Here is a 16,547-nt window from a genome sequence, read left to right on the forward strand (position 1 = left end):
TCTGACCCACCGCAGAGCACCGTCGCCTGCGTTTCTCTTTCCATAACAACAATGTCAAAGAGCCGGACCCAAACAGCACAAGGCCGCCAAATCCGATAGCCAAAGGGCAAAACATCAATGCCGCCCCGGCCAAGGAGGGCGGTGTTTAAGCCGCCCAATCTGCGAAGTCAATCGCGTTTCTCAGGGTTTCTGCAGCGCGCCGTGGCCAGCGTTGTTTTCCGGAGAAATCATCGCCGGCGCCTGACATGAAATGCGCCTATGGAAAGCCTGAAGAGCGATCGCCCTCCCCTCGTCGCCGGCGCCCCGTTTTCCGTGGCCCCCGCTGCGAGGAGGGCGAGGTTTAGGGCCCGGGCTTTTTGAAGTCAATCGAGGAATGTGCGGGAATCTGCAACGCGCTGCAGTTCCTGCCGACAAGCCCTGCCCTGCCTGGCTTTGCGGACTGCATCGCAGAGCAAAAACCGGCCCACGGCGTGCCGGATACGGCGTGATCATGGATGTCCGGCCATGACGAGCGCGAAACGGCAGGCCAGCAGCAGGGCGGCGGCCCAGAATCGGAGGAGGAATCGGAGGAGGAATCGGATGAGGCCCTGAGCACGGACGACATCACGGGCCGGGCAGGCAGCTCCGGTCAGGCAGCCTGGTGATCCGGGCGCGGCTGCGCCTGGGTTTTCTGCATAAGCTCGGCCAGCCCGTCGCGATACTTGCGACCAACCCGGACCCGTGCGCCATTGGTGAGTTCAACCGCGAAAAGCCCGTGGCGGTCACGCAAGGCAGCCGCAATCTCGTCGACATTGACGATGGCAGAACGGTGCAGCCGCAGGAAGCGCACCGGATCGAGGCGGGCCTCCAATTGCTTCATGGTCATGCGTTCAAGCAATTTGCGCGACCGCAGGTGGAAATAGACATATCCGCGTGCCGCCTCCAGCCAGACAATCTCGGACTGACCAATACGGACGCGGGCGCCATGGCCCGAGACCCAGAAATCGCGGCCGGTTTCGGTCGCGGCAGTCGCACCGGCCCGATGACGCAGATCGGCAAGGGCTTCCTCCAGCAAATCCGCGCGGGCCTGGGCCCGGCGGTCCTGTACAACATGACGCAGGCGATCCATGGTGACCGACAAGCGCTCGACCGCGATCGGGCGCAGGAGAAAATCGCTGGCGCCCCGATCGAACGCCTCGATCGCCCGCTCGGGAAAATCGCTCATCATGACAATCACCGGCGCCCGACTTCCCAGATCACGGATCATCGCGAGAGCCGTTTCGAGCCGGGGATGGTCGGCATCAAGAAACAGGACATCGGCTTCCTCGTTCTCGCAGGCGGCCGGCAGCGCCTGGATGGAAGCGGTCGCAAGATCTACCCGGAATTGGGAATGACGCTGCACCGCACGGGCGATGTGGGCCCGCGCAAGAGGGCGACTTTCCAGGATCACGCACCGCATTACATTTTCTCCATCAATCAAATCAATTGGTTAGATAGGGTATCTCGTGATTGATGATGGAAGGAAGATGATCCGGCGAGCGGAATGACAAACCGGCCGGCTTCTGGTGCGAATGACGCGATTTCGTGTTTATCACAGGCTGAGGTGGGCCGAACGGGCGGGAATCTGATGCGAATGACCGGGTCCATTCGTCGACAAAACCCAGCCACTCGACAGACATCACGCGATTTGTCGCGCGCTGCCGCCACTGGTTGCTATCCGCTGGCGACCCGCCTGGCAGACTGGTCTCCTGGTCCGGCGTGTCATCCGGTTTCTTCGATCCCGGACACGTTTGGGCAGTCACGAGCCCTTATCCCTACTGTTTGCGTGCGACGTCCCAGCGGTGTCGCACGCAACTTTTTGTCCGGCTGCCGTTTTATCCGGATGCCTGTGGCGCGATGTGCAGAGGCGAGATGTACAGACTGTAACCTCCCGGAAAACCCGTTCACATTCCGCGGGCGCTATCCGTAGGGTCTGTGAGGGCCAGATGATCCAATCGTGGTGGCATGCATGCGACGCACTCCCGCCGGCGCGGTGGATGAAAATCCTGTTCATCACAACAGGTGCGTGGCTCGGCCTGCTCATCGGCTTCACGATCATTACCACGATCGACATGTCGCGGCTCGGCGTCGACCACACGATCGTGGAAATCGTCCAGGCCCAGGCTGTGATCATGATCCCCTGGCTCGCCATTCTCCCGACGGTCGCGATCACGCGGGCACGCCAAGCGCTCATGGGCACACCAATCGCCATCGCACTGAGCGAACTGGTCCTGCTCGCCGGCCTCGCCATTCTCGCGATCTACCTGCACATCATTTTTGTCTACGCGCCATTTCTGGGCGCCCCGCCCGCCCGCGTGCTCGAGCAAATCCCCCTCGCGAACTGGGTCTGGGACCCCGTCATGATCGCCATGACCGCTTTGCTTGGCGACGCCTACGCGCGTTCGATCCGACAACGCAGCCATTCATCGCAGACAACCCGTCACCGTATCGTCCTGCGAGCCGGCAACCAGGAAGACATCCTCGATATCGGCGACATCGTCGCAGTGAGCGCGCAAGGCAATTACGTCGCCTTCATTTCCAGCGACCGCGAATGGCTTCAACGCACAACGCTGTCCGAACTGGTCGTGCAGCTCACCCAAATGGACTTCATCCATATCCACCGGTCACATCTGGTCAGCGGTCCGGAAATCGCATCCTGCGCCCGTGAACGCGGTCGGATTGCCAGGGTTTCGCTTCGTACGGGCCACACTTTCCCGGTCAGCGCCCGCGGCGCTGAGCTTCTGGAGGCTTATCTGGCCAGCAAAACCTCACCACGCCTGGCCGCGCGCGCCCAAGCCTAGACCAAAGCGCGCACCCGCCGCCGGGCCGAGCTTACCAGCCCCGCCTTCACCCCGCCTGTCCGGAACCTGACGAGATTGCCATGTCGGGCGCTCGGGGGCGAACCCCGGCAGCAGGGGCTTAACCCTCAACGCCCGGACGCTACACCCCGGGCGATCCACGGCCCGTTTGTCGCCATTTTCCCGTCATTCGGGGCTCGCCCCCCCGTTCGCGACACCCGCCCGCGGCTGGCAACATTGGCCTGTCACTGTGTTCAGCCCATTCCGCTCTATCCGCCCCACGCGTCCGCACTGCGGCGTTGCCTGGGCGGCTGCCTCCTCGAGGACGCCGACCACCGGGCCAACTCAAAATGGCTCCAGATAATTGCCGGGGCCGTCACTCCTGAGGGGATATAATGAGAGACGAAGAGTTCAAATCGCGAATCCTGCGATCCACCATCCTGGCCGGCTTTGCCGCGGCCGGTCTGTTGGTGTCACCTGCCATGGCGCAGCAACCGGCGAGCGTGACCTCGACCGACGAGGAGACGAGCGAAGACGAAGACCGCATCGTGGTCACCGGCTCGCGCGTCCGCCGCAACAGCTTTACCTCGACCTCGCCGCTGCAGGTGATCGATGAAGACACGATCCAGGAAGCGGGTCTGATTGATGTCGGTGAAATCCTGCGTTCGACCTCTGTCGTCCAGGGCGCACAGCTCGACCTGCAGACGAACGCGCAATTTGTCGGCAATGCCGGCCCGGGCGGCCAGGCCGTCTCGCTGCGCGGCCTTGCTGCGGACCGCACGCTCGTGCTGATCAATGGTCGCCGCTTTGCGCCCGCCGGTGTTGAAGGTGCACCCTCCTTCCCGGACGTCTCGCTGATCCCGTCCTCGATGATCCAGCGTGTCGACATCCTGCTTGACGGCGCCTCGTCGGTTTATGGTTCGGACGCCGTGGCCGGCGTGACCAACATCATCCTGCGTACCGAGTTCGAAGGCCTCCAGGTCGAAGCCTTCACGACGATCCCGGAAGACAGTGGTGGCTCGCAGTCGAGCGCGAACTTCCTGGTCGGCGGCAGCGAAGGCCGCGCCAGCTTCGTCTTCGCCGCAGAACTCGTCCGCAATGAAGAACTGACCGGCACCCAGCGCGACTGGATGTCCCGCGATGGCGGGCAGTATTGCTCCTTCGACATCATCGACAATGGTGATGGCACGACGACGGAAACCTGCGGCACCGGCCACGCCTTCCAGTCCGGCCTCGGCATTCTTCTGCCAAGCTTCGCCCTGTTCTACGGGGCTCCGGGCACCTCGGCAGCCGACTCGGATATCGGCGTGGCCGGTTTCGTCAATGGCCGCGGCCCGCTCGCCGGTGGCTTCTCGGACCAGGCGCTGAACAATTCCCGCGTCGTCAACACGTATGAGTCCCCGGAGTTCGAGCGTTCCGTCTTCTTCCTGAGCGCAACCTATGACCTGGACGACTGGCTCCCGGGTTCAAACTTCTTCACCGAGACCTCCTTCTCCAACCGCCAGACCTTCTTCAATGGCGGTCCGGCCCAGTTCACGGTCGACTTCAACGCCGACAACCCGTTCAATCCGTTTGGCGCACGGGGCTCCATCCTGCTGATGGCGCCGTGGGACAATGAGGCCTCGGTTGAGCTTGAACAGTGGCGGACCTACAACGGTCTGCAGGGCGATCTGGGTTTCATGGGCGCACCGAGCTGGGACTATGAAGTCTTCGCCGGCTACACGCGCTCCATGGGCTATTCCTCGCGTACGGTGACACTGGAAGAGAATCTCAACCTGTCGGCGTCGGCAACGATCGACCCGACAAGCGGCCTGCCGGTCTGTGGCGTTCCCACTCCGGACGGCTTCTTCCAGTCGCGCACGCCTGAAACCTGTGTGCCAATCAACTTCTGGTCCGAGGGCCTGTACGGCGCTGACTCGGCGTTCGACGAAGGCCAGGCTGGCATTGACTGGCTGCGTGGCCAGCGCGAGATCACAACCTTTGTCGATGAGCGCATTCTCGGCGGTTTCGTGACCGGCCCGCTCTTTGAGCTGCTGGATGGCGAAGTCTCTGTTGTGCTGGGTTCGGAATGGCGCGAACAGTCGCTCGATTCGCGTTCGGGCGAAGTCGCCGAGCGCGGCCTTGGTCTCAACTTCTTCAAGGACCGGTCATCCGCCGGCTCTGTGGAACTGTTCGAGGTCTACGGCGAGGTCGTGGCACCGATCATCCAGGATCGTCCCTTCGCGCGTGAAGTCACGTTCGAGGCGGCGGCTCGCCTGGTTGACCATGAATTCTATGGCCAGAACTCCACCTGGAGCGCTCGCATGCGCTGGGTTCCGGTCGACTTCCTGACCCTGCGCGGCACGGCTGGTACGTCCTTCCGCGCACCCAACCTGCGTGAACTCTTCCTTGGCGGCCAGTCCGGCTTTGTCGGCTTCGTCAACGATCCCTGCGGCGTTCCGGCGACCGCAGTGGCGACCGATCCGGTCACCAACCTGCCGATTTACTCGCCCGGGCCGGACAGCAATGGCGACGGTATCGGCGATCTGGACGGTCGTCCCCAGATCGTGCTGGACAATTGTACGGCTGAAGGCGTCGATCCGCGCAATCTCGGCGTGACCGGGACATCGGGCTTCGAAGCCTTCCGCTCCGGCAATCCGGGTCTTGATCCGGAAACCTCCGAGGCGATCTCGCTGGGCTTCGTGATCGAGCAGCCCTTCACGGACGCCTTCGACCTGACCTTCGGCGTGAACTATTTCGAGATCGAGGTCACCGACTCGATCCTCGTTCCGACCGCCGGGCAGATCCTCGGCAATTGCTATCGCTCGGGCAATTTCCCGAACGATCCGTTCTGTACGCGCCGCGTGCGTGACCCGAACACGCAATACCTGGTCGAAGTGGACACCACGCCGTTCAACGTGTCTTCAAACACGTCGGAAGGCCTGGATTACAATATCCGCTTCAACAAGGACTTCACCGCCTTTGGTCAAAGTTTCACGCTGACCTCGGATGCGGCGCTGACCCAGTCGACCGACATCACCACGACGATCACGCTGGGTGGTGTGACCAATGTGAACGAGTCGCTGAATACGCTCGGCAATCCGGAGTGGCGTGGCACCTTCACCAACCGGCTTTTCACGTCGACGGATTGGGGTGATCTCACCTTCTTCCACCGGGCGCGCTGGATCGGCGAAGTCAATGTCACGGAGAACCCGAACTTCATCGGCACCGGCACCTCGGCGCAGTTTGATGTTCCGTCCGCCCAGTATCACGACATCTCGGTGTCGCTTTCCCAGGAAAGCTGGCGCGTAACGATGGGTATCCAGAACGTCGCCAATGAAGATCCGCCGCAGATCGACGAGGATCTCAGCGCCCAGGGCGTCGGCCTCGGCAGCCTGACTTCGCGCAATGTGCCGTCGGGTGGCGGGTATGACCAGATTGGTCGTCGCTTCTTCATCAACGTGTCGAAGCGCTTCTAGGCCGCATTCGATGCATGAGGGGGACGGCCCGCGTCATTGACGCGGGCCGTTTTCATGTCCGGTAGGGGTCGGCCTGCAAGGCGAAGAGTTCGGCATAGCCTCCCCCCTGCCCGATCAGCGCTTCGTGAGTGCCCGCCTCGATGATGCGCCCGCCCTCGAGCATGATGATCTGGTCGGCCGTGCGGAGATTGGACAGGCGATGGCTGATCAGGATCAGTGATCGACCGGGAACGCGTGGCCGGGCCATGAAGGCCGCCTCTGCCTCGGCATCGAGGGCCGCCGTCGGCTCGTCGAGAATGAGAATATCGGCGGCTTCGTTGGCATGGGCCCGTGCCATGGCCAGTCGCTGCCATTGCCCTCCAGAAAGCTCGACACCTTCAGCGAAGCGTTTCGAGAGCCGGGTCTCGGTGCCATTGTCGAGCTCATCGACGAGTTCACGGGCCAGGCCTGCGGCCAGCGCCCGCTCCATCGCATCCGGTGACAGGGTCGCCATACCGACACCGGACTCGACATTGTCACGGACCGAGAGCTTGTAGTTGACATGCGGCTGGAACATTACCCCGATCCGCCTCGACAAGGCGCCCGGCTCCCAGGCAGCAAGGTCGAGCCCGTCGAGCATCACGCGGCCTGAATCCGGGCGGTACAGGCCGGCCGCCAGTTTCACCAGCGTCGTCTTGCCGGATCCGTTCACCCCGACCAGGCCTAGCCGCATGCCGGGCGTGAGCTGGAAGCTGATACAGTCCAGCGCCGGGCGGGCTGTCCCCGGATAGGAAAAGCTGACGGAATCAAAGCGCAACCCGTCGCCAGGCACCGGCCCCGCCGTCGCCGTGCCGGCGGACCGGCCCTCATCAAGGTCGAGCAGCGCGAACAGGCGGGTCACGTAGAGGATATCCTCAAAACTGCCCGTGAAAGCTCCGAGCAGCGCGTTGACCGCGTTCTGGCCCTGTTTGAGCAGGCCGATCAGCATGGTCATGTCGCCAAGGCTGAATCGGCCGCCGATGGTAACGATGACGATCCACAGCTTGCCGCCGAGGAATATGGCTGAACCGGCAATGCCGAGCAGCGAACCGATGACCGCCTGGCGGCCCTGAAGGCGGCGATCGCCATCATGCATGTCGTGAAACAGGTCGGAGAAACGACCGAGCAAAGGATCACCCAGCCCGTAATGAAGCCTCTCGCGGGCCGCCGCCTCATTGGTCACGAGGCTTTCGAGATAATTGCGCTCACGCATCTGCGGCGACCGGGCCGTATAAAAACGATAGGCGTCGCCGGAGAAACGGAGATTACCGATGAAGGCCGGCAATCCGCCGACCAGCATCAGAATGATCAACCAGGGGGCCGTGGCCGCCAGCAGGGCGGTGATCGACACCAATGTGACAGCGGCCTGCAGGACGTCGAAACCTCGCACGATCAAGCCGTAGGGACGCGCTGCGGCAAACTGCTTGGCGTGGATCAGCATCTCCTGAACCCGAGGATGCTCGATATGTGCCAAGGCAAACCGGTTGGCCTTGTCGAGGATCAGGCGGGCGACCGCAAAGCCGAGTTCGGCATGAAGCCGGGCCTTCTGGAAGACCAGTCCCCGGCGCACCACGAGGAGAAGGGCAAGCAGGCCGGCCTCAATCACCACCCATCGAAGCGCCGCATTGCGATCAGATTCGAGCCCTGACCCGATTGCCGCAACGACGCCGTCGATGAGCAATTTCGAAACATAAAGAGCGGCCGGCGGCAGCAGGGCCGCCAGAACGGTCAGGGCCGCGATGCCGATCGTCAGGCCGGGGCGCGTCCGCGCAATGATGGCCAGCGTCCGGCCGGCTGCCGAGATCCGGTCCCGCAGGGGCGGGACCGGTTCGTTTGCATTGTCCGGCTCAGCGTCTGCCATGAAGGATCAGGCAACCCGCGCCTTCTGGGCCTCGGCTTCCTCAGCCATCTTGCGCGACAACACGGCACCCTTGTGAGGGAAGGCCTCTGCCGGCACGGGGCGATCGAGGAAGGGGGCGAGCTTCTCGAACCCTTCGCCTGAGCAGATATCAATGATCAGGAGGTCGTCCGGGCGATCCTTGAAGAAGGCCATGACATCGCGCACATGCTGGTCATAGACCCAGGAGAAACGGTCCGGGCAGAAATTGTAACAGCCATAAACCGCAGCTCGCAGGAATTGGCGCATCCGGAGATGAACTTCCTCGTCCGGATCCTCGACATCCTTGAAGGCGGGCCGGTTGTAATAGTGCCGCGACACAGAACCGAGCCAGCTATCCTTGTCACGCACGGTGAGAATGAATTTCGAGCCCGGATACTGCTTGTCGAGTTGCTGGTAGATCGGGATCGTCGTGATGTCGGTAAGACCATCATGATAGCGCAGCAGCGTCAGGTCGTACTGCGCATTGGCGATCTCGATATAGGTATCCTCGTCGATTGGGTAATGGTTACAGTCAAAGCCGAGCATCTGCAGGCCGGCGGTCAGACTGCGCGTCGCGGTCCGCGACAGGCCGAGACCGAAAACCTTGGGCTTGTCGGCCTTTTGGCCATAGGCGACGCGATCAGAATTGGCGTCGAGCCAGGCATCGAGATCAGCGCGCGCAAAGGGCGCCTCCTTGCCGAGCCCCAGTTTCGCCAGCTCGGCTTCAGCATGTTTGGGCAGGTCGGCAATAAAGGCATGGACCTCGTCCGGCGTCGCTGTCTGCGGCACCATGCGCCGGGCATATTCGACTGCGTGGCGGGCCATGGTGAGGTCGCAGAAATCGCCATCCGTGGTCACCCATTTCTTCATCGAACGGGTCAGCCTCTGACGCTGAACCTTCACCCGGCTGCGCAATTCGCGCAGCGCGTATTTCATGAAGATGTGGTGATAGGACTGGAAATGATCGTGCAGGATATCGAAATTGCGGAACTGCTTGGCCGAGCCCATCGGCTTCATGGCAAGGTTGCGCAGGCGGGACTCCGGACGCAACACATATTTGAGGTCATCGGCCGGCGGTTCGATCGCCGCCATGGCCCGCACCAGGTCGATACGGGTGATATGCACGCCGCAATGCAGCCGACCACGGAAACGGTCGGACACGTAGGCATCCACATAGGGCGCGTCACAATTGTCGATGAAAGGCCGGATATTCTCGAGGATCAGGCAGTCAGCATCGACATAGACGACATAATCGCAGTCATGCTCGATGCGAAGCATCTGTGCGACGCATTCCGTAAAGGGCCGGACATCATCAATCACATGGACATTGTCCGGCTGGATGTTCTCGATCGCCAGCGCGAGCGCGACATCGCGCGTGCGCTCGTCGATCTGACGGAAAACCAGGTCTACTTTCGCCATCGTCATTCCCCCCACTGAAACGGCGCATTGGCCGTTGCAGCCATCTGCTCGAACAGGGCGAGGTGTTCGGGCTTCATTTCAGTCCTCCAGCGCAAATCGAGCTCGATTCCGCCGGAATGGTTTTCGTAGTAATCGCGCGTACGTGAACCAAGGCTGACAAAGGCCTCGTCCGGATCCTCGAAGCGCGAGCGCGCAGCAATGAACTGGGTTCCGCTATTGCCGCCGAGCACGTGGTGCTCCGCGGCGCTGAAGTCTGCCATCGCAGGCTGGTAGTCGATCCCGATCAGGTGACAGAGCGCCTTGATCGTCGCCGCACTGTTGTCGGCGAGGTCTTCATACCGGATGCGCATTTTCGGTCCGTCGAACGCGTCGAAAAGCGCCTGTGCCGTCGCCATCTTGTCGATCCAGGCCTGGATTTGCTCGCCCGGGTCACGATCGGGATACTTGCGCAAACGCGAATTGACGACCGCCCGGCCGTCGCGACCGAGCAAGAGCAGGACGGGGGTGCCTCCACCGCTGCGAACCTCGGCGGCACGCGTGTCGATCCAGTCTTCATCCTTCGTGGAATCGATGATGACGGACTTGCCGACATGGTCGGCGACCCGGGCATAGAGCGGCTCGCTGCCGTCCCACTCGAAGCCGGTCCAGACCGGACAGTCCTCGCCGCAGATCTTGCAGACACGCTTGCGCAGCGGCTTCTTCTCGTCACCGAGATAGCGCGCCTTGCCGCCTTCGCCCATGTAGAAAGCATCGGTATGACTGCCGAGTATCATGCCCAGCAGCGTCGAGCCGGAATGCCCGGCTCCACATATCATGACGGCCGACAGCCGTGATCGGTCATGCATCCTGTCCCGATGCCTCTATTGGGTCCCCGGAGTACTTCTTCGCGATTGCGTTGCACGAGACAAGCGAAAAAGCTGCGAAGTCCTGCTCAAGCCCGAACATGCAACCCGCCTTTGCAACCTGGTGTCATCGTGCCGCATGTTGATGCAATCTCACAGAGCTATAACTGGCTGAGTGTATGCAATCGGGGATCCCAAAATGTCACGCGCCCTCCTCTCAATCTTCCCGGCCCTGGCGCTTGCCGCCTGCGGCGGCGACCCGGCACCGACCGAAAATACCGGCGCTTCCGCGACGGGCCCTGCTGCCACCAACACCGCGGTCGCGGTCGAATCCGTCCAAGCTGCCAACGCGCAGGAAATGAGCCCGGATGCCGAAGCCATCCTCGCCAGTCTTGGAAGCGCCTATGCCGGGGCTGACCTCACGAACGGCGCCCGGCAATTCCGGCGTTGTCAGTCCTGCCACACGCTGAACGCGGGGGGACGTCACACTGTCGGGCCGAACCTGCACGGCTTGATCGGCGGCGCGGCGGCCAGTGCCGACCGGTTTGCCTACTCCAGCCAGCTCTCGGAGGCCGGCCTGGTCTGGGACCTTGAAACGCTGGACGCCTGGATCGCCAATCCCCGCGCGCTCGTGCCCGGCAATCGCATGAGCTTTGTCGGCCTGCGCGATGCCGAGGATCGGCGTGATGTCATCGCCTACATCGCCGTCGAGACAGCCGGCGAATAGCCGACCTCAAAATCGCCGCCAGACCGACAGGAAGACGGCGCGCTGATCGATGGCATTGCGGCCGCTCGGCGTGAGCGATGCACCGAGCTGCCAGGTCTGGCGGCCCATTTCACGGCTCACGGAAAGCTGCACCTTGTGCTGGTCGAAACTGCGGGCGCCAGGCCGGTCAGACTCGACACTCCAGACCGAAAAGCTCTGCGCCAGAACCTGCCAGCGATCGGTCAAACGCCAGCCGGCAGTCAGATCGAATCGGGCTTCGTCGAGATAATCGCCATCCCGCCAGCGCCAGGCGGCCTGGGCTTCGGCGAAGCCTCGCTCGCCCACGCTTCGTCCGAGAAGCGAGCGGATTTCAGCGGCCATTTCGCCGGAGCCGAAGGCCTGGTTCGAAACATTTTCGCCGCGTCCGGGAATCAAGGCTGTCGCCTGCAGGGAGGCGATCATCGGACCGCTTCGCCAAACCTGGCGACGCCAGGCGACCTCACTGGCAGACAATCCCTGCGCCGCGTCACGGGAGGGGCCGCGCTGGCGTCGAACATCCTGCCAGGCGATGCGGGCGACCAGCGTATCGCGCGCGGTCAGCCCGTATTCGACATAGGCGGCCGTTTCATCCTTGTAAAAATATCCGTCATCAGCGCGCCGGCGATCCGCGTCATAAGCTGTGTCGGCCCGATCGATGAGCGAGGTGACAATCAGCAGACCCTCACCGCGCGGCTGCGGCCAAGCCCCTGCTCCGGCCGGCGGCGCCAGGAGACCTCCCGACACGCCGGCCAGACAGACGATTGATATCAGACGTCGAAGCCGGGGCTTTCGCGACGAACCCGATCCAGCACCGCAGCCCAGGCAATCTCCTTGAAGAACTCGTTGGACGAGATCTCCCCGGATTGCCCGAAGACGCGGTCCTGCATCTTCTCGTCCCATTCGATCAGCTCTCCACCCGCCTGGGCCATGACCTGGATCTTGCAGGCACGCTCCAGTAGATAGATGCGAATATACGCGCTAAACGGGTGGTCGCCAACCGACAACGTCCCGTGGTTGCGCAGGATCATGAGATTCTTGTCGCCGAGATCGGCCACGAGACGTTCCTTTTCCTCGGCTTCCAGCGCGATGCCCTCATAGTCGTGATAGCTTACATCGTTGAAGACATTCATCGCCAGTTGCGAGATCGGGCGCAGACCGCCCCTTTGAGCCGCAACGGCCACGCCGGCATCGGAGTGAAGGTGCAGCGCCACCGCAACATCATGGCGGGCCGCATGGATGGCCGAGTGGATCGTGAAACCGGCAGGGTTGATCCCGTATTGCGACGGCGGCAGCACATTGCCGTCGAGATCGATCTTCACCAGGTTGGACGCCGTGACATCCTCGTACAACAGGCCAAACGGGTTCAGCAGGAAATGCTCTTCAGGCCCTGGCACCCGCATCGAGATGTGGGTGAAGAAAAGATCGTCCCAGCCATGCATGCGCACGAGGCGGTAAAGCGCTGCGAGATCGCACCGCGCCTTCCATTCCTCGGCCGAAACCTGGTCCTTGACCGAAATGCTTGCTTGATCGTCCATGATGTTCTCCCCATGGATTGTATCGTTATCGCCAACTCCGCGCAGGATCGGACCTGCGACGCGCGCCGTCAAATATCGCGCGCCAGTCTCACCCCGGAAAACTGCCAGCGCGCCTCGGGCGGGAAGAAATTGCGATAGCTCGCCCGTACGTGTCCGGGCGCCGTGGCACAGGATCCGCCACGCAGCACATACTGCCCGCTCATGAATTTGCCGTTGTACTCGCCGACAGCGCCCGCCGCCGGCCGGTAGCGCGGATAAGCGCAATAGTCGGACCGCGTCCACTCCCAGGCATCGCCGAACATCTGACGAAGCCGGGTCGGGCCTGATCCGGGCGGACTCGCAGCTGATGGATGCGCCGATATGCCGGCCTGGGCGAAGCGGCCGTCTGCTCCCCGGCATTTTCGCGCCGCATGCTCCCATTCCGCTTCACCGGGCAAACGCGCCCCGCTCCATTCGGCAAACGCGCTCGCCTCATAATAGCTGAGATGAATGACGGGCGCGTCAGGGGTGACCGGCTGCTGGCCATGCAGGGTGAACTCTTCCCACCTCGTTTCGCTACGACGCCAATACAGTGGCGCGCTCCAGCCCTCGGATCGGACCCGAGCCCAACCATCCGACAGCCAGAGCGAGGGTGTCGTATATCCCCCGTCAGCAATGAAATCGCCATAATCGCGATTGGTCGCGAGGCGATCGGCAAGCGCATAAGGAGTCAGGATCGTCTTGTGCGGCGGACCTTCATTGTCGAAATGAAATCCCCCCGCCTCGATACCGATCGCGACCTCTCCACCATCGAAGCCGACCCAGCCGGGCTCCCCGACAGGCGCCGCCTCGCCGGCGTCGCCGCCCGCGTAGGCCGCCGGTGCGAACGGGTGCCGCGACAGCACATGCTTGATGTCCGTCAACATGAGTTCCTGGTGCTGTTCCTCGTGCGCCAGGCCGAGCTGGATCAAAGGCTCCAGCCGCGCATTCTTGGAATCTTGGTCAACGGCCAGTAAACGCGCCATCGCGGCATCGGTATGGGCGCGATAATCCATCACCTCCGACAGGCTCGGTCGGCTCAGAAAGCCGCGCTCAGGCCGTGGATGGCGCTCTCCGATCCCGTCATAATAGGAATTGAACAGGTAATTGAATTCAGGTGAAAATTCCTGATATCCCTCAAGATTTTCCCGCAACAGGAAGGTTTCCCAGAACCAGGTCGTGTGAGCGAGGTGCCATTTGGTCGGACTGACGTCAGGCATGGTCTGGACCAGCATGTCCTCAGCACTCAGGCCCGCGACCAGGGATTGCGTGCGATCCCGGACGGCCGTGTAGCGTGTGAGCAATGACACCTGTCTCATGTCATCCATGTCTGACCCCCCTCTCGCCGCGGCCCGAATTAAGAAGTTTTCAAGGCGTCCGTGTCATCGATAAAGATCAATGTAACCGTTCGCAAATCAAGACCATGGCCGCAAAACCAGCTGACGCGCTCCACCTTCTCGCGACTGTACGCGATCCCGACAAACGCCAGCAGCTCGCGCTGAGCGTGACAGAAATGTGCGTCGCGCAACCGCTTTCGCCATCGGCAGAACCGATCGCCGGGGACCTTTTGATCACCCTGTCCACGAAGTCGGATCTGGACACCAAGGTTGCAATGGCCAAGAAGCTGGCAGGCTGCGACTGGGCACCTCATTCAGCGATCCGCCACTTCGCCTTCGACCAGATCGAGATTTCGGCCATCATTATCGAGAAAAGCGACCTTCTGACCCAGAAGGACATGGTTGAACTGGCAGAGTCCGGCTCGATTGACCATCGCCGCCATCTCGCCATGCGCGCCAATCTCTGCCTGCCGGTGACAGATACCCTGGCCAAGCCGGGCGAAGCCATCGTGCTTCGTGCCCTGGCCAACAATGATACCGCCGAAATCTCCGAGAACACACTTGAAGTCTGCCTACATGTGGCGCGCGAGCATCCCAAGCTTCGCGAAGCACTCGCCCGGCGGCATGACCTCTCGACCGACTACGCGACCCAGCTCTGCATCATGCTGCCGGAGAATTGGCGCGAGGAACTTTACCGCCGGTTCGGGCTCGACAAGACCAAGGTCGAAAGCCTCGCCGTGGAAGCCGCGCTGGGCGCCACACCGGAAGATGTCGACAAGGCCGCCGCTCGCGAAGTCCAGGACGCCAAGGCGGACGGCAAGCTGAACGGGCGTTTCGCGATGGATGCGCTGAAGGCCGGCAAGGAAGCCGTGTTCGACCACGCCATTGCATCGCTGTGCGAGATCAAGGCCTCACAATGGCGCATTGCCCTTGCGATGAATGGCGTGCGCGCCGCCGCCATGGCCTGCCAGGCGGCGCAGCTGGACCGCACTGCCTATCCGATCATCCACAAGGCATTGCAGCGCTCGGGCCGCATCCACCAGGCCCTTGAGGGCGATGCCATGGCGGCCGCCGCCAATGTGTTCCGCATGTATGGTCCGGAAAAAGCGGTGAAGGTCTTGCGCCAGATGGGCACGAGGGCTTGAATAAGAACCTGTTTCATCAGGTTTTCCTTCGAGCGCTCCCATCACCGCCTCTCTTGCCTTCCTAGCCAGTCCCCGACCAGAGGCCAAGGCCGCCAAGTCGCGCCTTGAGAACCTGTATGGCCATGTGCCGATCGAGGAAGCCGACGTCATCGTCGCCCTCGGTGGTGACGGGCTGATGCTGGATGCGCTGCACATGTCTATCCGGACCGGCGCACGCGTCTATGGCATGAATTTCGGCTCGGTCGGATTTCTCATGAACGAGTTTCGGGAAGACGGGCTGACGCAGCGCATCGCCGAGGCAGAGCGGGCCCGCATCCATCCGCTGCGGGCCTTCGGTGAGGACATTCACTGCAAGCCCTTCGAAGCACTGGCCATCAATGAGGTCTCGCTGCTGCGCGAAACGCGGCAGACGGCGAAGATCAAGATCACGATCGATGGCAAGAGCCGGATGGCCGAGCTTCAGGCTGACGGCGTGCTGGTCGCCACGCCGGCCGGATCGACCGCCTATAACCTGTCGGCCCACGGCCCCATCCTGCCGCTCAACTCAACTGTCCTGGCATTGACGCCGATCAGTGCCTTCCGGCCCCGTCGTTGGCGCGGCGCGCTGCTGCCGCGCAATGTCCGGGTCGGCTTCGAGATCGTCGAGCCTTCGCTGCGCCCGGTATCGGCCGTGGCCGACAACCAGGAATTCCGTGAGGTCGCCCGGGTCGATGTGGTAGAAGCGCATGATGTCACGCTCACCATGCTGTTCGACCCAGGTCGTGATCTGGCTGAGCGTATTCTCGTCGAGCAGTTCGAAAACTGACCGGATTTAGGCTGGCGTTAAGCAAGCCGTGCCAGTCTGGCGACACATTGCCTTCGAGCGGACCCGAAATGACCGACTTCGCGCTGGACACGACCTTATCGCGTCTCACCGTTCTCCTGGTGGATGACAGTGCTGCCCTGCGCGGCGCACTGCGGGTATCCCTGCAGGCGTTCGGCTGCGGGCGCGTGATCGAGGCCGACACGGTTGAACGCGCACTGGACGTGCTGCGCGCCCGGCCGGTCGACCTGCTGATTACCGACTGGAAGATGAAACCGCGCGACGGGCTCGACCTCGTTCGCACCTTGCGCGACCGGCGCCACAGCCCGGCCCCGCAACTGCCGGTCATCATGCTGTCGGCCTACAGCGCCGAAGAGCGTATCCGCCAGGCACGTCAGACCGGCGTCGACGCTTTCCTGACCAAACCCTTCACCGCGGCCAACCTCGCCCAGACCCTGCGCGAGACCCTCGGTACGAACCAGAATACGCGGACTGGCGATACGAACGCCTCACTCGCGACTGCCAGCTAAGAG

At 62.5% G+C, this 16,547-nt stretch carries 13 protein-coding genes; 6 read left to right on the top strand and 7 right to left on the bottom strand.

What is annotated here, in order from left to right:
• Positions 1-628: 628 nt before the first annotated feature.
• Complete coding sequence (locus tag QZZ02_RS03010) at positions 629-1,438, bottom strand: LytTR family DNA-binding domain-containing protein (RefSeq protein ID WP_291842230.1); 810 nt, start codon at positions 1,436-1,438, stop codon at positions 629-631.
• A 577-nt stretch (positions 1,439-2,015) separates the two neighbouring features.
• On the opposite strand from QZZ02_RS03010, the gene QZZ02_RS03015 reads away from it, so the two are divergent.
• Both QZZ02_RS03015 and QZZ02_RS03020 read left to right on the top strand, forming a co-directional pair.
• Complete coding sequence (locus tag QZZ02_RS03015) at positions 2,016-2,819, top strand: LytTR family DNA-binding domain-containing protein (protein WP_291842231.1); 804 nt, start codon at positions 2,016-2,018, stop codon at positions 2,817-2,819.
• Positions 2,820-3,211: 392 nt separating this feature from the next.
• A complete protein-coding gene (locus tag QZZ02_RS03020; RefSeq protein WP_291842233.1) occupies positions 3,212-6,274 on the top strand; it encodes a TonB-dependent receptor in 3,063 nt (1,020 codons plus the stop codon).
• A 52-nt stretch (positions 6,275-6,326) separates the two neighbouring features.
• On the opposite strand, the gene QZZ02_RS03025 is transcribed toward QZZ02_RS03020, so the two are convergent.
• Genes QZZ02_RS03025 through QZZ02_RS03035 form a run of 3 tightly spaced genes read right to left on the bottom strand, consistent with a single transcriptional unit; the run spans position 6,327 to position 10,405 of the window.
• Complete coding sequence (locus QZZ02_RS03025) at positions 6,327-8,153, bottom strand: ABC transporter ATP-binding protein (RefSeq protein WP_291842235.1); 1,827 nt, start codon at positions 8,151-8,153, stop codon at positions 6,327-6,329.
• A 6-nt stretch (positions 8,154-8,159) separates the two neighbouring features.
• Positions 8,160-9,590 carry a sulfotransferase family protein gene (locus QZZ02_RS03030; protein WP_291842237.1) on the bottom strand — a complete coding sequence of 477 codons (1,431 nt, stop codon included), beginning with the start codon at positions 9,588-9,590 and terminating at the stop codon, positions 8,160-8,162.
• Between the two features lie 2 nt (positions 9,591-9,592).
• Positions 9,593-10,405 carry a sulfotransferase family protein gene (locus QZZ02_RS03035; RefSeq protein WP_291842239.1) on the bottom strand — a complete coding sequence of 271 codons (813 nt, stop codon included), beginning with the start codon at positions 10,403-10,405 and terminating at the stop codon, positions 9,593-9,595.
• 226 nt (positions 10,406-10,631) lie between these two features.
• Between QZZ02_RS03035 and QZZ02_RS03040 the strand changes: the two genes are divergently transcribed.
• Positions 10,632-11,159 (top strand): cytochrome c family protein, encoded by a 528-nt coding sequence (locus tag QZZ02_RS03040; protein WP_291842240.1) that lies wholly within the window; start codon positions 10,632-10,634, stop codon positions 11,157-11,159.
• A gap of 6 nt (positions 11,160-11,165) precedes the next feature.
• Here the strand turns inward: QZZ02_RS03040 and QZZ02_RS03045 are convergent, their stop codons facing one another.
• The 3 genes from QZZ02_RS03045 to egtB form a co-directional block, all read right to left on the bottom strand.
• Complete coding sequence (locus QZZ02_RS03045; protein ID WP_291842242.1) at positions 11,166-11,921, bottom strand: hypothetical protein; 756 nt, start codon at positions 11,919-11,921, stop codon at positions 11,166-11,168.
• A gap of 23 nt (positions 11,922-11,944) precedes the next feature.
• Complete coding sequence (locus tag QZZ02_RS03050; RefSeq protein ID WP_291842244.1) at positions 11,945-12,712, bottom strand: class II aldolase/adducin family protein; 768 nt, start codon at positions 12,710-12,712, stop codon at positions 11,945-11,947.
• Between the two features lie 68 nt (positions 12,713-12,780).
• Entirely contained in the window at positions 12,781-14,058 is a 1,278-nt protein-coding gene (gene egtB, locus QZZ02_RS03055) for an ergothioneine biosynthesis protein EgtB (protein WP_291842247.1), read from the bottom strand.
• Positions 14,059-14,153: 95 nt separating this feature from the next.
• On the opposite strand from egtB, the gene QZZ02_RS03060 reads away from it, so the two are divergent.
• The 3 genes from QZZ02_RS03060 to QZZ02_RS03070 all read left to right on the top strand — a co-directional run bounded on the left by QZZ02_RS03060 (position 14,154) and on the right by QZZ02_RS03070 (position 16,544).
• A complete protein-coding gene (locus QZZ02_RS03060) occupies positions 14,154-15,212 on the top strand; it encodes a DUF2336 domain-containing protein (RefSeq protein ID WP_291842249.1) in 1,059 nt (352 codons plus the stop codon).
• 40 nt (positions 15,213-15,252) lie between these two features.
• Positions 15,253-16,017 carry an NAD kinase gene (locus QZZ02_RS03065; RefSeq protein WP_291842332.1) on the top strand — a complete coding sequence of 255 codons (765 nt, stop codon included), beginning with the start codon at positions 15,253-15,255 and terminating at the stop codon, positions 16,015-16,017.
• A 68-nt stretch (positions 16,018-16,085) separates the two neighbouring features.
• On the top strand, positions 16,086-16,544 hold the full coding sequence (locus tag QZZ02_RS03070) for a response regulator (RefSeq protein ID WP_291842251.1): 459 nt from the start codon (positions 16,086-16,088) through the stop codon (positions 16,542-16,544).
• Positions 16,545-16,547: the final 3 nt, after the last annotated feature.

It is taken from the genome of Maricaulis sp. (assembly GCF_015665295.1).
In the GTDB taxonomy this organism is placed as follows: domain Bacteria; phylum Pseudomonadota; class Alphaproteobacteria; order Caulobacterales; family Maricaulaceae; genus Maricaulis.

Coding starts and splice junctions, on each gene's coding strand:
- QZZ02_RS03010 (WP_291842230.1), bottom strand. CDS start 1,438: ATGCGGTGCGTGATCCTGGAAAGTCGCCCTCTTGCGCGGGCCCACATC.
- QZZ02_RS03015 (WP_291842231.1), top strand. CDS start 2,016: ATGAAAATCCTGTTCATCACAACAGGTGCGTGGCTCGGCCTGCTCATC.
- QZZ02_RS03020 (WP_291842233.1), top strand. CDS start 3,212: ATGAGAGACGAAGAGTTCAAATCGCGAATCCTGCGATCCACCATCCTG.
- QZZ02_RS03025 (WP_291842235.1), bottom strand. CDS start 8,153: ATGGCAGACGCTGAGCCGGACAATGCAAACGAACCGGTCCCGCCCCTG.
- QZZ02_RS03030 (WP_291842237.1), bottom strand. CDS start 9,590: ATGGCGAAAGTAGACCTGGTTTTCCGTCAGATCGACGAGCGCACGCGC.
- QZZ02_RS03035 (WP_291842239.1), bottom strand. CDS start 10,405: ATGATATGTGGAGCCGGGCATTCCGGCTCGACGCTGCTGGGCATGATA.
- QZZ02_RS03040 (WP_291842240.1), top strand. CDS start 10,632: ATGTCACGCGCCCTCCTCTCAATCTTCCCGGCCCTGGCGCTTGCCGCC.
- QZZ02_RS03050 (WP_291842244.1), bottom strand. CDS start 12,712: ATGGACGATCAAGCAAGCATTTCGGTCAAGGACCAGGTTTCGGCCGAG.
- egtB (WP_291842247.1), bottom strand. CDS start 14,058: ATGGATGACATGAGACAGGTGTCATTGCTCACACGCTACACGGCCGTC.
- QZZ02_RS03060 (WP_291842249.1), top strand. CDS start 14,154: ATGGCCGCAAAACCAGCTGACGCGCTCCACCTTCTCGCGACTGTACGC.
- QZZ02_RS03070 (WP_291842251.1), top strand. CDS start 16,086: ATGACCGACTTCGCGCTGGACACGACCTTATCGCGTCTCACCGTTCTC.